This is a genomic window from Mesorhizobium sp. WSM1343, assembly GCF_055901535.1.
Genome location: NZ_CM148370.1, coordinates 3,722,582 through 3,737,950 on the forward strand (window position 1 = coordinate 3,722,582; position 15,369 = coordinate 3,737,950).

The window sequence follows — 15,369 nt, forward strand, 5'->3', positions numbered from 1 at the left end:
GTCTCGATGCTGTTCAGTTGGGCTCTTGCGGCGGATGGCGTTCGACGAGGCCGATCGTATTGCCAGCCGGGTCCTTTAGGAAGGCCATCCATTCGCTTTCCCCCGCTGGACCGAACTGGCCGTCCGTGTCGCGATGGACAAGCGTTGGCGGCGCGGTGAAGGGCACGCCGGCGGCAGCAGCCGAGGCATGGAACTGATCAAGGCCCGATATGTCGAGATAGACGGTTCCGGCCGGTACGCCGTCGGTGAACAGCAGCCTGATTTCTCCGGCCATGATGAAGGCGATGCCCGGCGGATCGAAGCGTGCATGGACGGCCATGCCGAGCACGTCGCGCCAGAAAGCCAGCGTCACGTCGAGGTCACGGCCAGCCGACAGCGCGATCTGACGGACCGCACCGATGGCAGGCATTCTATATGGAGAAACTCGTGCCGCAGCCGCAGGAGGCGACGGCGTTCGGATTGCGGATCTGGAACGACTGGCCCATCAGATCGTCGACGAAATCGATCACAGATCCGCCCATATAGACCAGCGACAAATCGTCGATCAGCACGGTGGCGCCGTCCTTCTCGATGGCGACGTCGTCGTCGTTGCGCGTATCGACCAGATCGAACTTGTAGGAGAAGCCCGAGCAGCCGCCGCCTTCGACCGAAACGCGCAGCGCCGTCTTGCCGGCTTCGTTCGAGACAATCCTGGCGATCCGCTTGGCGGCGGCCTCGGTCATATCGACTTTCATGGCAGTCTTGGCATCAGCGCCCATGGGCGTCACCTTGCTTTCGGTTTCACATGATAGGTATGAAGCGCGAGGGGCCAAGTCAACCTGGCTAAGTCAAACGCGGCAGCATCAGCCATGACCAGTGAGTTGGGCGACATCGGATTCGGCTATCGGCCACGCGCCGCCTATGCCTGCGATCCGGCAAACTCGCGCGGGCGGCTGTTCGACGAGGTGGAGAGCCCGACCCGCACGCCATTCCAGCGGGACCGTGACCGCATCATCCATTCGACGGCCTTCCGGCGGCTGAAGCACAAGACGCAGGTCTTCATCGCCCATGAAGGCGACCACTATCGCACCCGGCTGACCCATTCGATCGAAGTGGCGCAGATAGCGCGCGCCCTGGCACGGGCGCTGCGCGGCGACGAGGATCTGGCCGAGGCGGTGGCGCTGGTGCATGATTTCGGCCACACGCCCTTCGGCCACACCGGCGAGGACGCGCTCAACGAGAAGATGGCCGCCTGGGGCGGCTTCGACCACAACGCCCAATCGCTGCGCATCGTGACAAGGCTGGAGGCGCGCTACGCCGAATTCGACGGGCTCAACCTGACCTGGGAAACGCTGGAAGGCCTGGTCAAGCACAATGGGCCGCTGACGGATGCCAACGGCAAGGGTCTGAAAGGGCCGGTGCCACAGGCGATCCGTGATTATTCGCAACTGCACGATCTCGAACTCGACCGGTTCGCCGGCATCGAGGCGCAATGCGCGGCGATCGCCGACGATATCGCCTACAACACGCATGACATCGACGACGGGTTGAGGGCAGGACTCTTGACGCTGGACATGCTGGAGACGGTTTCGCTGCCGGGAACGATCCTGAAAGGCGTGCGCGAACGCTATCCCTCCCTCGATGCCGTGCGCACCGGCCACGAACTGATGCGGCGGCAGATAACGGCCATGGTCGAGGACGTGATCAGGTCGACGACCGCCAATCTCGATCGCATCAGGCCGCGGAGCGCCGATGCAGTGAGGGCAGCTGGCGAGACGATGGTGGTTTTCTCGGCCGAAATGGCTGCCCTGGAGAAGGAACTGAAGGCCTTTCTGTACAAGCACCTCTACCGGCACGCGGAGGTTATGAGGGTGCGCGCGGATGCCGAGCAGATCGTCAAGGATCTGTTCGACGCCTATTTCGCCGATCCGCGCGCCATGCCGGATGGCTGGCGCGAGGGGCTGGATCGGGCCGATGATCGCATCAAGGCGCGCAGCGTCGCCGACTTCCTGGCGGGTATGACCGACACCTACGCGCTCAAGGAACACCGGCGTTTGTTTGACCATACGCCTGAATTGGGCTAGGGCGGGCTCGATTTTGCCGGCCAACGAGCCGGATTCGCTGCAAAGCCGCCAGAGCCAGACCCCAGAGTCACACAAATGAACATCTTCGCCGATTTCACCGCGCGAATCATAAAAGCCGTCGAAGCGCTTGATCTGAAAGACAAAGACGGCATTTCGCCTGACCTGTCGCGCATTGCCGTTGAGCCGCCGCGCGACGCCAGCCATGGCGACCTGGCGACCAATGCGGCAATGATGCTGGCCAAGCCGACCGGCCAGAACCCGCGCGCGCTGGCCGAAAGACTGGCGCAGGCGCTGCGCGACGACAAGGATGTCGCGGCAACAGAGGTGGCCGGCCCCGGTTTCGTCAATCTCAGGCTGAAGGACGGCTTCTGGCAGACACATCTGACCGCACTGCTCGGCGAGGGCCGCAACTATGGCCGCTCGATGGTTGGCGGCGGCAGGAAGACCAATGTCGAATATGTCTCGGCCAATCCGACCGGACCGATGCATGTCGGCCATTGCCGGGGTGCTGTCGTCGGCGATGCACTTGCCAATCTGATGGCCTTCGCCGGTTACGACGTGACCAAGGAATACGTCATCAACGACGCCGGCTCGCAGATCGACGTGCTCGGCCGTTCCGCATTCCTGCGTTACCGCGAAGCGCTGGGTGACGACATCGGCGAGATTCCGGCCGGGCTTTATCCGGGCGATTACCTGGTGCCAGTTGGTCAGGCGCTGGTCGCGGAATTCGGCCGCTCGCTGCTGCAGATGCCCGATGACGAGGCGCTCGCCATCGTCAAGGATCGCACCATCGATGCGATGATGGCGATGATCCGCGAGGACCTGGCGATGCTCAACGTGCATCACGACGTGTTCTTCTCCGAGCGCACGCTGCACGCCGACAATGCCAGGAAGATCCGCTCCGCGATCAACGATCTGACGCTGAAGGGCCATATCTACAAGGGCAAGCTGCCGCCGCCCAAGGGCGAGAAACCCGACGATTGGGAGGACCGCGAGCAGACGCTGTTCCGCTCGACCGCGGTCGGCGACGACATGGACCGGGCGCTGGTCAAGTCGGACGGCTCATTCACCTATTTCGCCGCCGACGTTGCCTATCTCAAGGACAAGGTCGATCGCGGCTTCGTCGACCTGATCTATGTGCTCGGCGCCGACCATGGCGGCTACGTCAAGCGGCTGGAGGCTCTGGCGCGGGCGATTGCCGGCGAAGAGGTCAAGCTCACCGTGCTGCTGTGCAATCTGGTCAAGCTGTTTCGCGAGGGCGAACCGGTGCGCATGTCGAAGCGGTCTGGCGATTTCGTGACGCTGCGCGAAGTGGTGGAGGAGGTGGGCCGCGACGCGATCCGCTTCATGATGCTCTATCGCAAGAACGATGCGCCGCTGGATTTCGATTTCGCCAAGGTGACCGAGCAGTCCAAGGACAATCCGGTGTTCTATGTCCAGTACGCCTCGGCGCGCTGTCATTCGGTGTTCCGGCAGGCGAGCGAGCAACTGGGCGAAGCCAATTTCGACCGCAACAGCCTGGCGTCGGCCGCGGCATTGCTGACCGACGAGGGCGAGATCGGCCTGATCCGCAAGCTTGCCGAATACCCGCGGCTGATCGAGTCCGCCGCCCTTGCGCTCGAGCCGCATCGGCTGGCATTTTACCTCTATGATCTGGCTTCCAGCTTCCACGGGCACTGGAACCGTGGCACGGATAATCCGGACTTACGTTTTGTTAAGGTTAACGACCGACAATTGACGCATGCCAGACTAGGGCTGGTGCAGGCTGTTTCGGACGTTTTGACGTCCGGCCTGACGTTGATCGGGGCCGCCGCGCCCACTGAAATGCGTTAGGTTTGACTAAATAACCTGTCACCTTTTGCCCACATTGCGCTGGTAAGGGCCAACCCTACGCGACGTCCATGGCGTCCGAATGAGTGCGAGTTCGGGAACAATAATGGCAGACAGAACCCAGCTGAGAGTAGCCGACAACAACGACATCGCTGAGGATGATCCGTTCGCGGAACTGACCAGGATCATGGGATTCGACCCGCGCCAGCCGGTCAGGCCGCAATCGCCCGCCCAGCCGCAGGCCCCAGCCGCCGATCGCGGGCTCGAAGAGGGCGATTTCGATATCGATCTCGAGAAAGAAATGATGGGCGAGTTCGGCGCTGACGACAGCGACGCCGCTCCGGTTGTCCAGGCTTATGAGCCGACTTTCGTGCATGAGCCGGCATTCGAAGCGGCTGACGCCAGCGCGATGGACGACGAGCTTTCGGTGTCGCTCGACGACGATTTCGAACTGGACATGGCTGAGATCGACGACCACGTCGCCGGCGCCAGCCATGCGGTCGCCGCTGAAGCCGTGCCGTCCGTCGAGCCCGCTTTCGCGTCCGACATTGGCGATGCCGTCGCCGGTTCGCTCGAGGACGTGTCCCCCTTCGAGGACGATCAGTCGATGGCGGACGAGCTTGCCGCCTCGCTCGACCAGGACCTTCGGATCGATGAGGAAGCCGAAGAGGCCCTGTACAGCGTTGCCGATACGCCCGCTTCTGTCGAGCCGGTTGCCTCCGATGACGAGTTCGACGATGCGGTGGCAATGTCGCTTGAAGACGAGCTGATGCTCGACGACCATTCGGCGGCGGAACAGTCATTCATGGCCGCCGATCCCGTCGAGCATGCCATGCCGGAGCAGGCGGCGGCGCTTGACGGCCAGGCAATCTCCGACGAGAGCTTTGCTGGCCTCGACGATGCCATGGCCGATGTCGACATGGATTTCGACGTTCGCGCGGATGAGCCGATCGCCTTCGACGAGCCGGAAGCGCATGAAGTGCTTGCCGATGCTGCGGACTCAACAAGCGAGATTTCCAGCCCTGAAGGCCTGTCGGACGATGCCTTCGACCTGAACTTTGAAGATTCGTTCGCCGAAACGGTCGAAGAGCCGGTCGCCGAAGTTGCTGCCGCTATGGTCCAGCCGGCGGCGCCAGAAGCCAATGTCGCGCCGGCGGTGCACGCCCCGATTGCGGACGAACGGAGCCTGGAAGACGAGTTGAATGCGCTGCTGGGCGCCATGACTTCCCGCACGGCGCCGGCGGCCAGCGAGCCTGTCACGGCTCAGCCGGCTGTCGCTGCCCCGCCGCCTGTTGCCCAGCCTGCCGAGGAACCGGCCGACCTTGTCGGCGACCTCGACTGGGATCTTGACGAAACCACGCCTGAGCAGAATCGACATGTTGGCACGGCCCAAGCGGCCGACGCGGATATTGACGATCTTATGCTTGATGAACTCCAGGATCCGAACTCGGACACCATTGGCGATGTCGATTTCGACGATGATGCGTTGGACGCGGCTTTGGCCCAGGGCCTTGATCCGCGTGACGAAGCCGCTCCCCGGGACAATTCGGCGGATTCTTTCGATTGGCTTGCGGAGCGTTCCCAACCGACAGAGCCGACGCGTTCGTGGAGCCGCGTGACGCCGGTTCCGCAGCAGCCGTCATTCAGCACGCAGCCTACGTTTAGCGCTCAGCCGGCCGCTTCGGTGGCATCATCCATGGCCGCAGCGCCGGCAGTCGCCGCCACGACGTCCTATGGTTCGTCCGAGCCGGTCGAAACCTTGGCTCCCGCTGCACCAGTATCGGCGCCGCAATCGCGCCAGCCGGCGCGTTACGAAGACATGCCCGATGTCGAGACGGTCGATGTGCCCGAGCGTGTCGTGGCGCTGGCGGACGATCTCGATATCCCCGAACTGCACTTCGAGGAAGACCAGCCGGCGTCGCCTGGCTATGACGATCTCGATGCCGAGTTCTCCAGCCTTCTCTCCGAGATGAACGCGGTGGAGGTCGCTGCCGCTCCCACAGGCAACGCGGCCGGCGCATCTTACGATGATGGCTCCTATGCCGCGGGCTTCAAGCCGGGCTATGACAGCCTCAAGCCGGGCTATGAGGGGATCAAGTCGGGCTATGAGCCGGAAGCGCGAACCTATGCGGCGCGGCCGATGGAAATGTCTGCCCGCGCGGCGCCGCCTACGGGTTATGCCGACGCCTCGGGCTACGACCTCGACAACCTGCCGGGGAGCCAGCCGGCTTCCCAAGCCGATGATTTCACCGTCGATGAACTCGACTACGATCCCGAACTCGACGAGGAGATGGCTGTTCCGGGTCTCGGCGAGCGTGAGGCCGCAAGGCCGTCGCGCGGACGCGGCCTGTTCATCGCCGCGATTGTCGGCGCGGTCGCGGTCGCGGGCGGTCTCGGTGCCTTTGCGCTGTCCTTTGGCGGCAAGGGCGGCAGCGAAGCGCCCGTCATCGTCAAGGCCGACAACGCGCCGATCAAGGTCAAGCCGGAGAATCCGGGCGGCGCCGTGGTGCCCAACCAGGACAACAAGGTCTACGACGCGGTCAGGGGCGCCAAGCCCGCCGAGCCGGTCCAGGAAAAGCTGGTCACCAACACCGAAGAGCCGGTGGACGTGCAGGCGAAGGACCCGGCCCGCGCCATCGATCTTTCGCCGGACCAGAATGCAGCCGGCGCTGGAACCGATGTCGGCAACGCCGCGCCGATGGCCGGCGCCGCTTTGGCCGACAATACGGCGCCAACTCCCAAGTCCGAGGACCGCATCGCGCAGGTGCTGCAGGATGCAGACAAGGGCACAAATGCCGATGTCGTCGCCATTGCACCGCGCAAGGTGAGGACCATGGTGGTCAAGTCGGACGGTTCGCTGGTGCCGCGTGAAGATCCGGCGGCGCCCGCCGCTCCGCAAGTGGCCGCTACCGAGCCGGTCGATCCGGCGCCGCAGCATGTCGCCCCGGCGGCGCAAGCCGATGCCGACCAGACCGGTACCGTGGCGCCTGCCGCCGCCCAGGCGGACGACGAGCCGGCCCTCAAGCCGGTGGCCAAGCCGAAGGCCGAGGCCAAGGCCCAATCGGCCAACACGCCGGCAAAGGTTCCGCTCGCGCCGCAGCGTCCGTCCGACCAGCCGGTCGATGTCGTCGGCGAGGTCAAGCCCGATCAGGTTGCGTCCATCGATCCGGCATCGACCGCGGCCGGCGGTGGCTCGTGGTCGATGCAGATCGCCTCGCAGCCGACCGTCGAAAGCGCCCAGTCCAGCTATCAGGATCTGCAGCGCCGCTATGGCAGCGTGCTTGCCGGGCGTACCGCCAACATCGTCAAGGCCGAGATCGCCGGCAAAGGCACGTTCTACCGCGTGCGCGTTCCGGCCCAGTCACGCAATGACGCGATCAATTTGTGCACCAGCTACAAGGCCGCCGGCGGCAACTGCTTCGTCTCGCGCTAAAGCCGGAGCCAACCGATTGAAAGCCGGCGCGGTCACCGCGCCGGCTTTTTTCATGGGGAAAGCATATCCGGCGTTGCCGTGGATGAATCCCTGGCGATTCCCTTTGATCGCACAAAGCCCTAAACTGCCGACATGACCGAATCAAAATCCATGATCCTCGGCTGCGCCGGGAAATCGCTCACCCGCGAAGAAATCAATTTCTATCGCAATGAATGCCCGTGGGCCTTCATCCTGTTTGCGCGCAACATCGGCGAGACCGAACAGATCCGCGATCTGGTCGCCGAGATGCGAGACTGCATAGGGCGTCCGGACGCGCTGGTGTTCATCGATCAGGAAGGCGGCCGTGTGCAGCGCTTGCGGCCGCCGCTGGCGCCGAATTATCCCGCCGGCGGCGCGCTGGGCGCGCTGTGGCGCGACGATCATGATGCCGGCGCCCGCGCGGCCTGGCTGATGGCGCGGCTGCATGCTTTCGATCTGTTACGCTACGGCATCACAGCCGATTGCCTGCCGGTGCTCGACGTGCCGATCGAAGGCGCCAGCGATGTCATCGGCGCGCGTGCCTACGGCAAGGACCCGCGACCCGTGATCGAGCTCGGCCGCGCAGCCGCGGAAGGGCTGATATCGGGCGGCGTGCTGCCGGTCATGAAGCATATTCCGGGCCATGGACGTGCCTTTGCCGACACGCATTTTGAACTGCCAGTGGTCAATGCCTCGCTCAGTGATCTGCAGCGGCATGATTTCGCCCCGTTCAAGGAGCTTAGCCATCTGCCGATGGCGATGACTGCGCATGTCGTCTACAGCGCGATCGACCCTAACAATCCGGCGACCACCTCCGGCAAGGTCATCGACGAGATCATCCGGCGCGAAATCGGCTTCGACGGACTGCTGATGAGCGACGACACATCGATGAAGGCACTTTCTGGGGATTTCCCGACAAAGGCGGCCTCGATCCTTGCGGCGGGCTGCGATCTGGTCCTTCACTGCAACGGCGTTTTCGAGGAGATGGCCGGCATCGCATCGCGCACCACTGGGCTTGAGGGCACGTCGCTGGAGCGCGCCAAGCGGGCGCTGACCTATATAAAGGACCGTGACACGGTCGAAGAAACCGAAATACGCGCCGAATTCGCCACCTACTTCGATGCGGTGGCATAGCAAGGGAAAGTGACAGGCAGTGGCGGAGACATTGGAAAGCAAGGCCGCGAAGGCCGCACCGATGGACCGTCTGTGGGCCGAAAATGACGATTCACGCGTCACCGGCGACCCGTCGCTGGTCGTCGACGTGGCCGGCTTCGAAGGTCCGCTCGATCTTCTGCTGCATCTTGCCCGCACCCAGAAAGTCGATCTGGCGCGCATTTCGATCCTGGCGCTGGTCGAGCAATATCTGACCTTTGTCGAGACGGCGAGGGCGCTCAGGCTGGAGCTTGCCGCCGACTATCTGGTGATGGCGGCATGGCTGGCCTTCCTCAAGTCCAAGCTCCTGATCCCCAAGCAGCCAGGCGACGAGGGCGAAAGCGGCGAGGAACTGGCGGCGGTGCTGCAGTTCCGACTGAAGCGGCTGGAAGCCATGCGCGACGCCTCGGCGCGTCTGGTCAACCGCAACCGGCTCGGCCGCGACGTGTTCGCGCGCGGCATGCCGGAAATGGTCATCATCGAAAAGCGCAACGCCTATTCTGCCTCGCTCTACGATCTCTTGACCGCCTATGCCCAGCAGCGCCAGAAGCAGGCGATCAACAATGTGACCATCGCCAGGCGCGGTGTCTGGTCGCTCAAGGACGCGCGCGACATCCTGACCCGCCTTGTGGGAGCCGTGAGCGACTGGACGACGATGGAGAGTTTTCTGATCGCGTACATGACCAGTCCCGAGGAGCGGCGCACGGCGATCGCGAGCTCGTTCGCTGCCACGCTGGAACTGGTGCGCGAAGGCAAGATGGATGTGCGGCAGGATCAGACGTTCGCGCCGATCTACATGCGCGGCCGAACGCAGACAATCAAGGCAGTCGAGGTGGCATCATGAGCGAACGCGCCAACGCTTCGGTTGTGCCGTTCAAAGTCGGCGATGAACCCGAAGAGGGCCTGCTTTCCCAAGATCCGGCCGAGCAGCAGCTACAAAACCCGGCCGAACGGCTGCATCTGGCCGAGGCTGTGCGCATGGCCGAGGCGATCGTGTTCGCCAGCACCGAACCCGTCAGCGAAAAGCAGCTTGCGGCACGCCTGCCGGACGGCATCAACATCGCCCTGGCCATGTCCGAACTGCAGCAGATCTATGCGCGGCGCGGCGTCAATCTGGTGCGTGTCGGCGATGCCTGGGCGTTCCGCACCGCCGGCGACCTGGCTTTCCTGATGAGCAGGGATACCGTCCAGCAAAGGAAGCTCTCCCGCGCGGCCCTCGAAGTGCTGGCGATCATCGCCTATCACCAGCCGGTGACGCGTGCCGAGATCGAGGACATCCGCGGCGTCGAAACCTCGAAAGGCACGCTCGACACGCTGCTGGAAACGGAATGGGTGCGCATGCGCGGTCGGCGAAAGACACCCGGACGCCCGGTCACCTACGGCACCACGGAGACCTTCCTCGACCATTTCGCGCTGGAAGAGATCCGCGATCTTCCCGGCATGGAGGAACTGAAGGGGGCCGGCCTGCTTTCGGGCCGCATGCCGTCGAATTTCTCCATTCCGCAGCCGCCGGCCGATCCCGATGCATTGACCGACGACGAGGATGCGCTGACCGATATCGATCTCGAGGAACTCGGCCTGCTGACGCCGCGCGTCACGGAAGATTGACTGGCATTGGCGGCCGATCTGTCGAGGATGTGCGGATTCGTAGCGGGGCCGCCGCGTCGAAAATGCGTGACATCCGCCACCCTTTCATAAACTCTGTCGCAGTTGTGTTTGAATCCCAACGCGAAAACGCATAGATCATCGCCAGGGAAAACATTCGAGAGAGATTTGCTATGGGTTCATTTTCGATTTGGCACTGGATGATCGTGCTGGTGATCGTGCTTTTGGTGTTCGGCCGCGGCAAGATTCCCGAGCTGATGGGCGACATGGCCAAGGGCATCAAGAGCTTCAAGAAGGGCATGGCCGACGACGACGTTGCCGAAGACAAGCGCACCGTCGAACATCGTGCCGACGAGACCGTTGCGGCCGCGAAGGAAAAGGCCAGCAAGAGCTGAGCCCAAAGGTTCTAGTCGGAACAGAGTGTCATGTTTGAAGTCGGCTGGACCGAAATGCTGGTCATCGCGATCGTCATGATCGTGGTCGTCGGGCCCAAGGATTTGCCCAATATGCTGCGCACCTTCGGCCGCACGACGGCGAAGCTGCGCGCCATGGCATCCGATTTCCAGAAACAGTTCAACGAGGCGCTGAAGGAAGCCGAGCTCGACGACGTCAAGAAGTCCGTCGACGAGCTCAGGGGCATGAGCCCGATGGCCGAGATCAGGAAGCAGCTCAATCCGTTCGAACAGGCCGCGGCCGACGTTCGCTCCGGCGTCGACGCGGCGATGAAGCCGAAGCCGGCAGCCGATCCGGCAACGCCAGCCGCTTCGACCCCGCAGGCGGCCGAGCCGCTGAAGAACGGTGCAACGACCATGCCCGGCGTCAACGGACCGGAAGCAGCGCCGGCAGCGCCGATTTTCCCGGCGATGACCGACGAATCGGTGGTGACGTCATCGGTGCCGACGACACCCGTCGTGGCGCCGAAGGCGTCCACGGCGAAGAAGGCAGCCAAGCCTGCACCGTCAAGGGCGACGCCGGCTATAAAGGCTTCGGCAAATGGCGCTAAAGCTCCTGCAAAAACGGTCACCGCTAAGGCCACGCCTGCGCCCAAGGTGCCAGCGAAGCCGGTGACGGCGGCAATGCCTGAAACGCCCAGGGCCAAGACGCCCGCTGCGGCCAAGGTGATCGCGTCCAAGACCGTAGCGACCAAGACGGGGGCGAAAATCGAACCGAAACCTGCTGCGGCCAAGAAGCCGGCGGCCAAGAAGACGGCTGGAGCCGCCAAGTGAGCGTTTCGGACACCGAAAAGGACGAGATCGAGAAATCGTCGGCGCCGCTGATGGAGCATCTGATCGAGCTGCGCCGGCGGCTGATCTGGTCGCTGGGCGGTTTCTTCGTTGCCTTCCTGGTCTGTTTCTTCTTCGCCAAGAAGCTGTTCAACCTTCTGGTCGTCCCGTTCAAATGGGCGACGCAGTGGGCAGGCCTCGATCCGCACAAGGTCGAGCTGATCTACACGGCGCCGCAGGAATTCTTCTTCACGCAGGTCAAGCTCGCCATGTTCGGCGGCATGGTGATCGCCTTTCCGCTGATCGCCACGCAGATCTACAAATTCATCGCGCCCGGCCTCTACAAGAACGAGCGCAACGCCTTCCTGCCGTTCCTGATCGCGTCGCCAATCCTGTTCCTGATGGGTGCGTCGCTGGTCTATTTCTTCTTCACGCCGATGGTGATGTGGTTCTTCCTCGCCATGCAGCAGGCCGGCACCGACGATCAGGTGCAGATTTCGCTGCTGCCAAAGGTGTCGGAATATCTCAGCCTGATCATGACGCTGATCTTCTCCTTCGGCCTGGTGTTCCAACTGCCGGTGGTGACCAGCCTGATGACACGCGTCGGCATGCTGTCGTCCAAGGGGCTGGCCGAGAAGCGCAAATGGGCGATCGTCATCGCCTTCGTCGTCGCGGCGGTGCTGACGCCGCCCGATCCGATGAGCCAGATCGGCCTCGCCATTCCGACCATCCTTCTCTACGAGGTCTCCATCTGGGCTGCCCGGCTGATCGAGCGCGATCAGGAAAAGCAGCGCGTGGCACGCGAGAAGCAGGACGCGGCGGAAGAGGTCGCCGAGAAGAAGCCGGCGGACGCGTCCTCCACCTGAACGGCGCCGCCGCGTCTGGCCAGCCTTGATAGGAATTTTTTCTTGACCTGGTGAGGGCAGCTATGCTATGATTCTCGGTATGGTGCTGACTTGCGCCAGCGACCCGCCGTAGAGGCGGGTTTTTCATTTCAGGCTCTCCTCCGCCTTCAGCCGAAAGCGCGTCAAAGCGTGATCGCATGCTTGCGTTCCCCATGCCCCATCTTGCATCGATCGAGGATGCGGTTTACGCCCTCTGGCTGAAAACGCATCGCACTGAAAGCGATGCGTTTCAGTTTTGTTTGAAGCATGTCGTTGTCCCAAACCGCTGCGCACTTTGGGCGACATGCTACCCCGGAGCGTTCAAACCATGCTTGACATCAAATGGATTCGCGACAACCCGAAGGCCCTTGTCGAGGCGCTGGTGAAGCGCTCGTGGTCGGCTGACGAGGCGCAGTCCACGGTCGGCGGGCTGATCGCCTCGGACGAGGCGCGGCGCGAACACGTTACCGAGCTACAGACCAAGCAGGAGCGCCGCAATGCCGCGTCGAAAGAGATCGGCAACGCCATGCGTTCGGGCGATGCTGCCCTGGCCGAGACGCTGAAAGCCGAAGTCGGCGAGATCAAGGTCTTCATCCAGAACGGCGAGGCGCGCGAACGCGAGCTCGACAAGGCGCTGAACGATGCGCTGGCGGTGCTGCCCAACGTACCGTTCGACGACGTGCCTGTCGGCAAGGACGAGCACGACAATGTCGTCAAGCACATCGTCGGCAAGGTACCGACGCGGCCGAACTGGGTGAAGGAGCACTTCGAGATCGGCGAAGCGCTCGGCATGATGGATTTCGAGCGCGCGGCAAAGCTGTCGGGCTCGCGCTTTACGGTGCTGAAAAACGGACTGGCGCGGATGGAGCGCGCGCTCGGCCAGTTCATGCTCGACTTGCACACGACCGAACACGGCTACGAAGAAGTCATCCCGCCGCTGATGGTCAAGGACGATGTTTTGTTCGGCACCAACCAATTGCCGAAGTTCGAGGAAGATCTGTTCTTCACGCCGCACGGGGAGGGCAGGCTTGGCCTGATTCCCACCGCCGAGGTCCCACTCACCAACCTTGTGCGTGAGGAAATCACCGCGCATGAAAAACTGCCGCTGCGCTACACCGCGCTGACACCGTGCTTCCGTTCGGAAGCGGGCTCGGCCGGGCGCGACACGCGCGGCATGCTGCGCCAGCATCAGTTCTACAAGGTCGAGCTGGTGTCGATCACCGATCAGGAATCGTCACTTGCCGAGCATGAGCGGATGACGCAATGCGCCGAGGAAGTGCTGAAGCGGCTCGGCCTGCCGTTCCGCACCATGACGCTCTGCACCGGCGACATGGGTTTTGGCGCACGCAAGACCTACGACATCGAGGTCTGGCTGCCCGGCCAGAACGCCTATCGCGAGATCTCGTCCTGCTCGGTGTGCGGCGATTTCCAGGCGCGCCGCATGGACGCCCGCTACAAGGACAAAGACGGCAAGGGCAACCGCTTCGTCCACACGCTCAACGGCTCGGGCACAGCCGTTGGCCGCGCGCTCATCGCCGTCATCGAAAACTACCAGAACGAGGATGGCAGCGTAACCATTCCTGAAGTGCTGCGGCCTTACATGGGCGGTCTGGAAAAGATCGAAGCGAAATAATGCGTATCCTCCTGACCAATGACGACGGCATTCATGCCGAGGGCCTGGCGTCGCTCGAACGCGTCGCACGTACGCTGTCCGACGATGTCTGGGTGGTGGCGCCCGAGCAGGACCAGTCCGGCTATGCGCATTCGCTGTCGATCTCGGAGCCGCTGCGGCTGCGCAAGATTGGCGAGAAGCATTTTGCCGTGCGCGGCACGCCGACCGATTGCGTCATCATGGGCGTCAAGAAGATCCTGCCTGGCGCACCCGACCTGATCCTGTCCGGCATCAATTCGGGCGCCAACATCGCCGACGATGTCACCTATTCCGGCACCGTCGCCGGCGCCATGGAGGGCGCGCTGCTCGGCATTCGCTCGATCGCGCTCAGCCAGGGCTACAGCTATGTCGGCGAAGATCGCGTCGTGCCCTACGAGACGACGGAGGCGCTGGCGCCGGCGCTGCTGAAGAAACTTGTCGCGACGGCATTGCCCGACGGCGTGCTGCTCAACGTCAATTTTCCCAACTGCACGCCCGAGGAAGTCGCAGGCACGGTGGTCACCTCGCAGGGCAAGCTCGTGCACTCCCTGTGGGTCGACGAGCGCCGTGACGGGCGCGGCCTGCCTTACTACTGGCTGCGTTTCGGCCGCGAGCCGGTCGAAGGCAAGCAAGGCACCGACCTCTACGCCTTGCGCAACCGGCTGGTGTCGGTGACGCCGCTGCAGCTCGACCTTACCGCCCATGAAATCCGTGACCAACTGAGCAAGGCGCTCGCATGAACCAGGGCCTCCCGATCGACGACCGCGAAGGTTTTGCCGCCTTTCTGCTGCGTCTGCGCGGCCGGGGGACTGTGCCGAAGGCGCTGATCGCGGCCTTCGAGGCGACGCCGCGGCGCGGCTTCCTGGCGGCCCAGTTCCATCAGATCGCCTGGTCGGACCGCATGCTGCCGATCGAATGCGGCGAGGCGATCGAAGGCGCCGACATGCAGGCGGCGGTGATCGCCGCACTCACCATCGAGCAGGGCAACCGCGTGCTCGAGATCGGCACCGGCTCGGGCTACACCTCGGCGGTGATGTCGCGGCTGGCCGCTCGGGTCATCACCACCGATCGCTACAAGACGCTCGCCGAGCAGGCGCGGCAGCGCTTCGAGGCGCTCGGCATCGGCAATGTGATCGTGCGCCACGCCGATGGTTCCGGCGGGCTGCCGAATGAAGGGCCATTTGACCGCATCGTCGCCTGGGCTGCCTTCGACAGCCTGCCGCGTTTCCTGCTCGACCAGTTGTCGAGCGGCGGTATCGTCATCGCTCCGATCGGCCCGGAAGAGGGCGAACAGGTGCTGGCCAAGCTGACCAAGGTCGGCAGCCGCTTCGAGCGCGAAGACATCGGCCTCGTTCGCCTGCAGCCGATCCTGCGCGGTGTTGCCGCTATTATCTAGCGCGGATGTCGATGTTCGGCCGCGTCGTGCGCCCGTCTTCGACCCCGGCTGGCCTGACCCGAAATCTTCGCACGGCTCGCTCTCTAATATTTTAAGAAAAATTGCGTCGGATTC

At 63.4% G+C, this 15,369-nt stretch carries 14 protein-coding genes; 12 read left to right on the plus strand and 2 right to left on the minus strand.

Going from position 1 to position 15,369, the window contains the following annotated elements; genetic code table 11:
- Window positions 1-13 precede the first annotated feature (13 nt).
- Together AC0NIL_RS18050 and erpA are read right to left on the minus strand one after the other, a co-directional pair.
- Window positions 14-409, minus strand: coding sequence for a VOC family protein (locus AC0NIL_RS18050; RefSeq protein ID WP_013531287.1), 396 nt, complete (start codon window positions 407-409; stop codon window positions 14-16).
- 1 nt (window position 410) lies between these two features.
- Window positions 411-758: an iron-sulfur cluster insertion protein ErpA gene (gene erpA, locus AC0NIL_RS18055; protein ID WP_013531288.1), complete on the minus strand. Its 348-nt coding sequence runs from the start codon at window positions 756-758 to the stop codon at window positions 411-413.
- 90 nt (window positions 759-848) lie between these two features.
- On the opposite strand from erpA, the gene AC0NIL_RS18060 reads away from it, so the two are divergent.
- From AC0NIL_RS18060 to AC0NIL_RS18115, 12 genes are all read left to right on the plus strand, one after another.
- The gene (locus tag AC0NIL_RS18060) at window positions 849-2,063 is read left to right on the plus strand and encodes a deoxyguanosinetriphosphate triphosphohydrolase (protein ID WP_127371664.1); all 1,215 of its coding nucleotides are present in this window, start codon (window positions 849-851) and stop codon (window positions 2,061-2,063) included.
- 75 nt (window positions 2,064-2,138) lie between these two features.
- On the plus strand, window positions 2,139-3,896 hold the full coding sequence (gene argS, locus AC0NIL_RS18065; protein WP_473573040.1) for an arginine--tRNA ligase: 1,758 nt from the start codon (window positions 2,139-2,141) through the stop codon (window positions 3,894-3,896).
- 103 nt (window positions 3,897-3,999) lie between these two features.
- Complete coding sequence (locus tag AC0NIL_RS18070; RefSeq protein ID WP_473573038.1) at window positions 4,000-7,326, plus strand: SPOR domain-containing protein; 3,327 nt, start codon at window positions 4,000-4,002, stop codon at window positions 7,324-7,326.
- Window positions 7,327-7,458: 132 nt separating this feature from the next.
- The gene (gene nagZ, locus AC0NIL_RS18075) at window positions 7,459-8,478 is read left to right on the plus strand and encodes a beta-N-acetylhexosaminidase (protein WP_013531292.1); all 1,020 of its coding nucleotides are present in this window, start codon (window positions 7,459-7,461) and stop codon (window positions 8,476-8,478) included.
- A 61-nt stretch (window positions 8,479-8,539) separates the two neighbouring features.
- Complete coding sequence (locus tag AC0NIL_RS18080; protein WP_473573167.1) at window positions 8,540-9,340, plus strand: segregation and condensation protein A; 801 nt, start codon at window positions 8,540-8,542, stop codon at window positions 9,338-9,340.
- Window positions 9,337-10,104 carry an SMC-Scp complex subunit ScpB gene (gene scpB / locus AC0NIL_RS18085; RefSeq protein WP_473573037.1) on the plus strand — a complete coding sequence of 256 codons (768 nt, stop codon included), beginning with the start codon at window positions 9,337-9,339 and terminating at the stop codon, window positions 10,102-10,104. The genes AC0NIL_RS18080 and scpB overlap by 4 nt, the downstream gene beginning before the upstream one ends.
- A 170-nt stretch (window positions 10,105-10,274) precedes the next feature.
- Window positions 10,275-10,496, plus strand: a complete 222-nt coding sequence (locus AC0NIL_RS18090; protein ID WP_013531295.1) for a twin-arginine translocase TatA/TatE family subunit — start codon at window positions 10,275-10,277, stop codon at window positions 10,494-10,496.
- Window positions 10,497-10,526: 30 nt separating this feature from the next.
- Window positions 10,527-11,327 carry a Sec-independent protein translocase protein TatB gene (gene tatB, locus AC0NIL_RS18095; RefSeq protein ID WP_063168118.1) on the plus strand — a complete coding sequence of 267 codons (801 nt, stop codon included), beginning with the start codon at window positions 10,527-10,529 and terminating at the stop codon, window positions 11,325-11,327.
- Window positions 11,324-12,190, plus strand: coding sequence for a twin-arginine translocase subunit TatC (gene tatC, locus AC0NIL_RS18100; protein ID WP_013531297.1), 867 nt, complete (start codon window positions 11,324-11,326; stop codon window positions 12,188-12,190). The genes tatB and tatC overlap by 4 nt, the downstream gene beginning before the upstream one ends.
- 346 nt (window positions 12,191-12,536) lie before the next feature.
- Entirely contained in the window at window positions 12,537-13,841 is a 1,305-nt protein-coding gene (gene serS, locus AC0NIL_RS18105) for a serine--tRNA ligase (protein WP_024503849.1), read from the plus strand.
- Complete coding sequence (gene surE / locus AC0NIL_RS18110) at window positions 13,841-14,599, plus strand: 5'/3'-nucleotidase SurE (protein ID WP_473573036.1); 759 nt, start codon at window positions 13,841-13,843, stop codon at window positions 14,597-14,599. The genes serS and surE overlap by 1 nt, the downstream gene beginning before the upstream one ends.
- The gene (locus tag AC0NIL_RS18115; RefSeq protein ID WP_027160428.1) at window positions 14,596-15,255 is read left to right on the plus strand and encodes a protein-L-isoaspartate(D-aspartate) O-methyltransferase; all 660 of its coding nucleotides are present in this window, start codon (window positions 14,596-14,598) and stop codon (window positions 15,253-15,255) included. Before surE ends, AC0NIL_RS18115 begins: the two co-directional genes overlap by 4 nt.
- The last annotated feature ends 114 nt before the right edge of the window (window positions 15,256-15,369 follow it).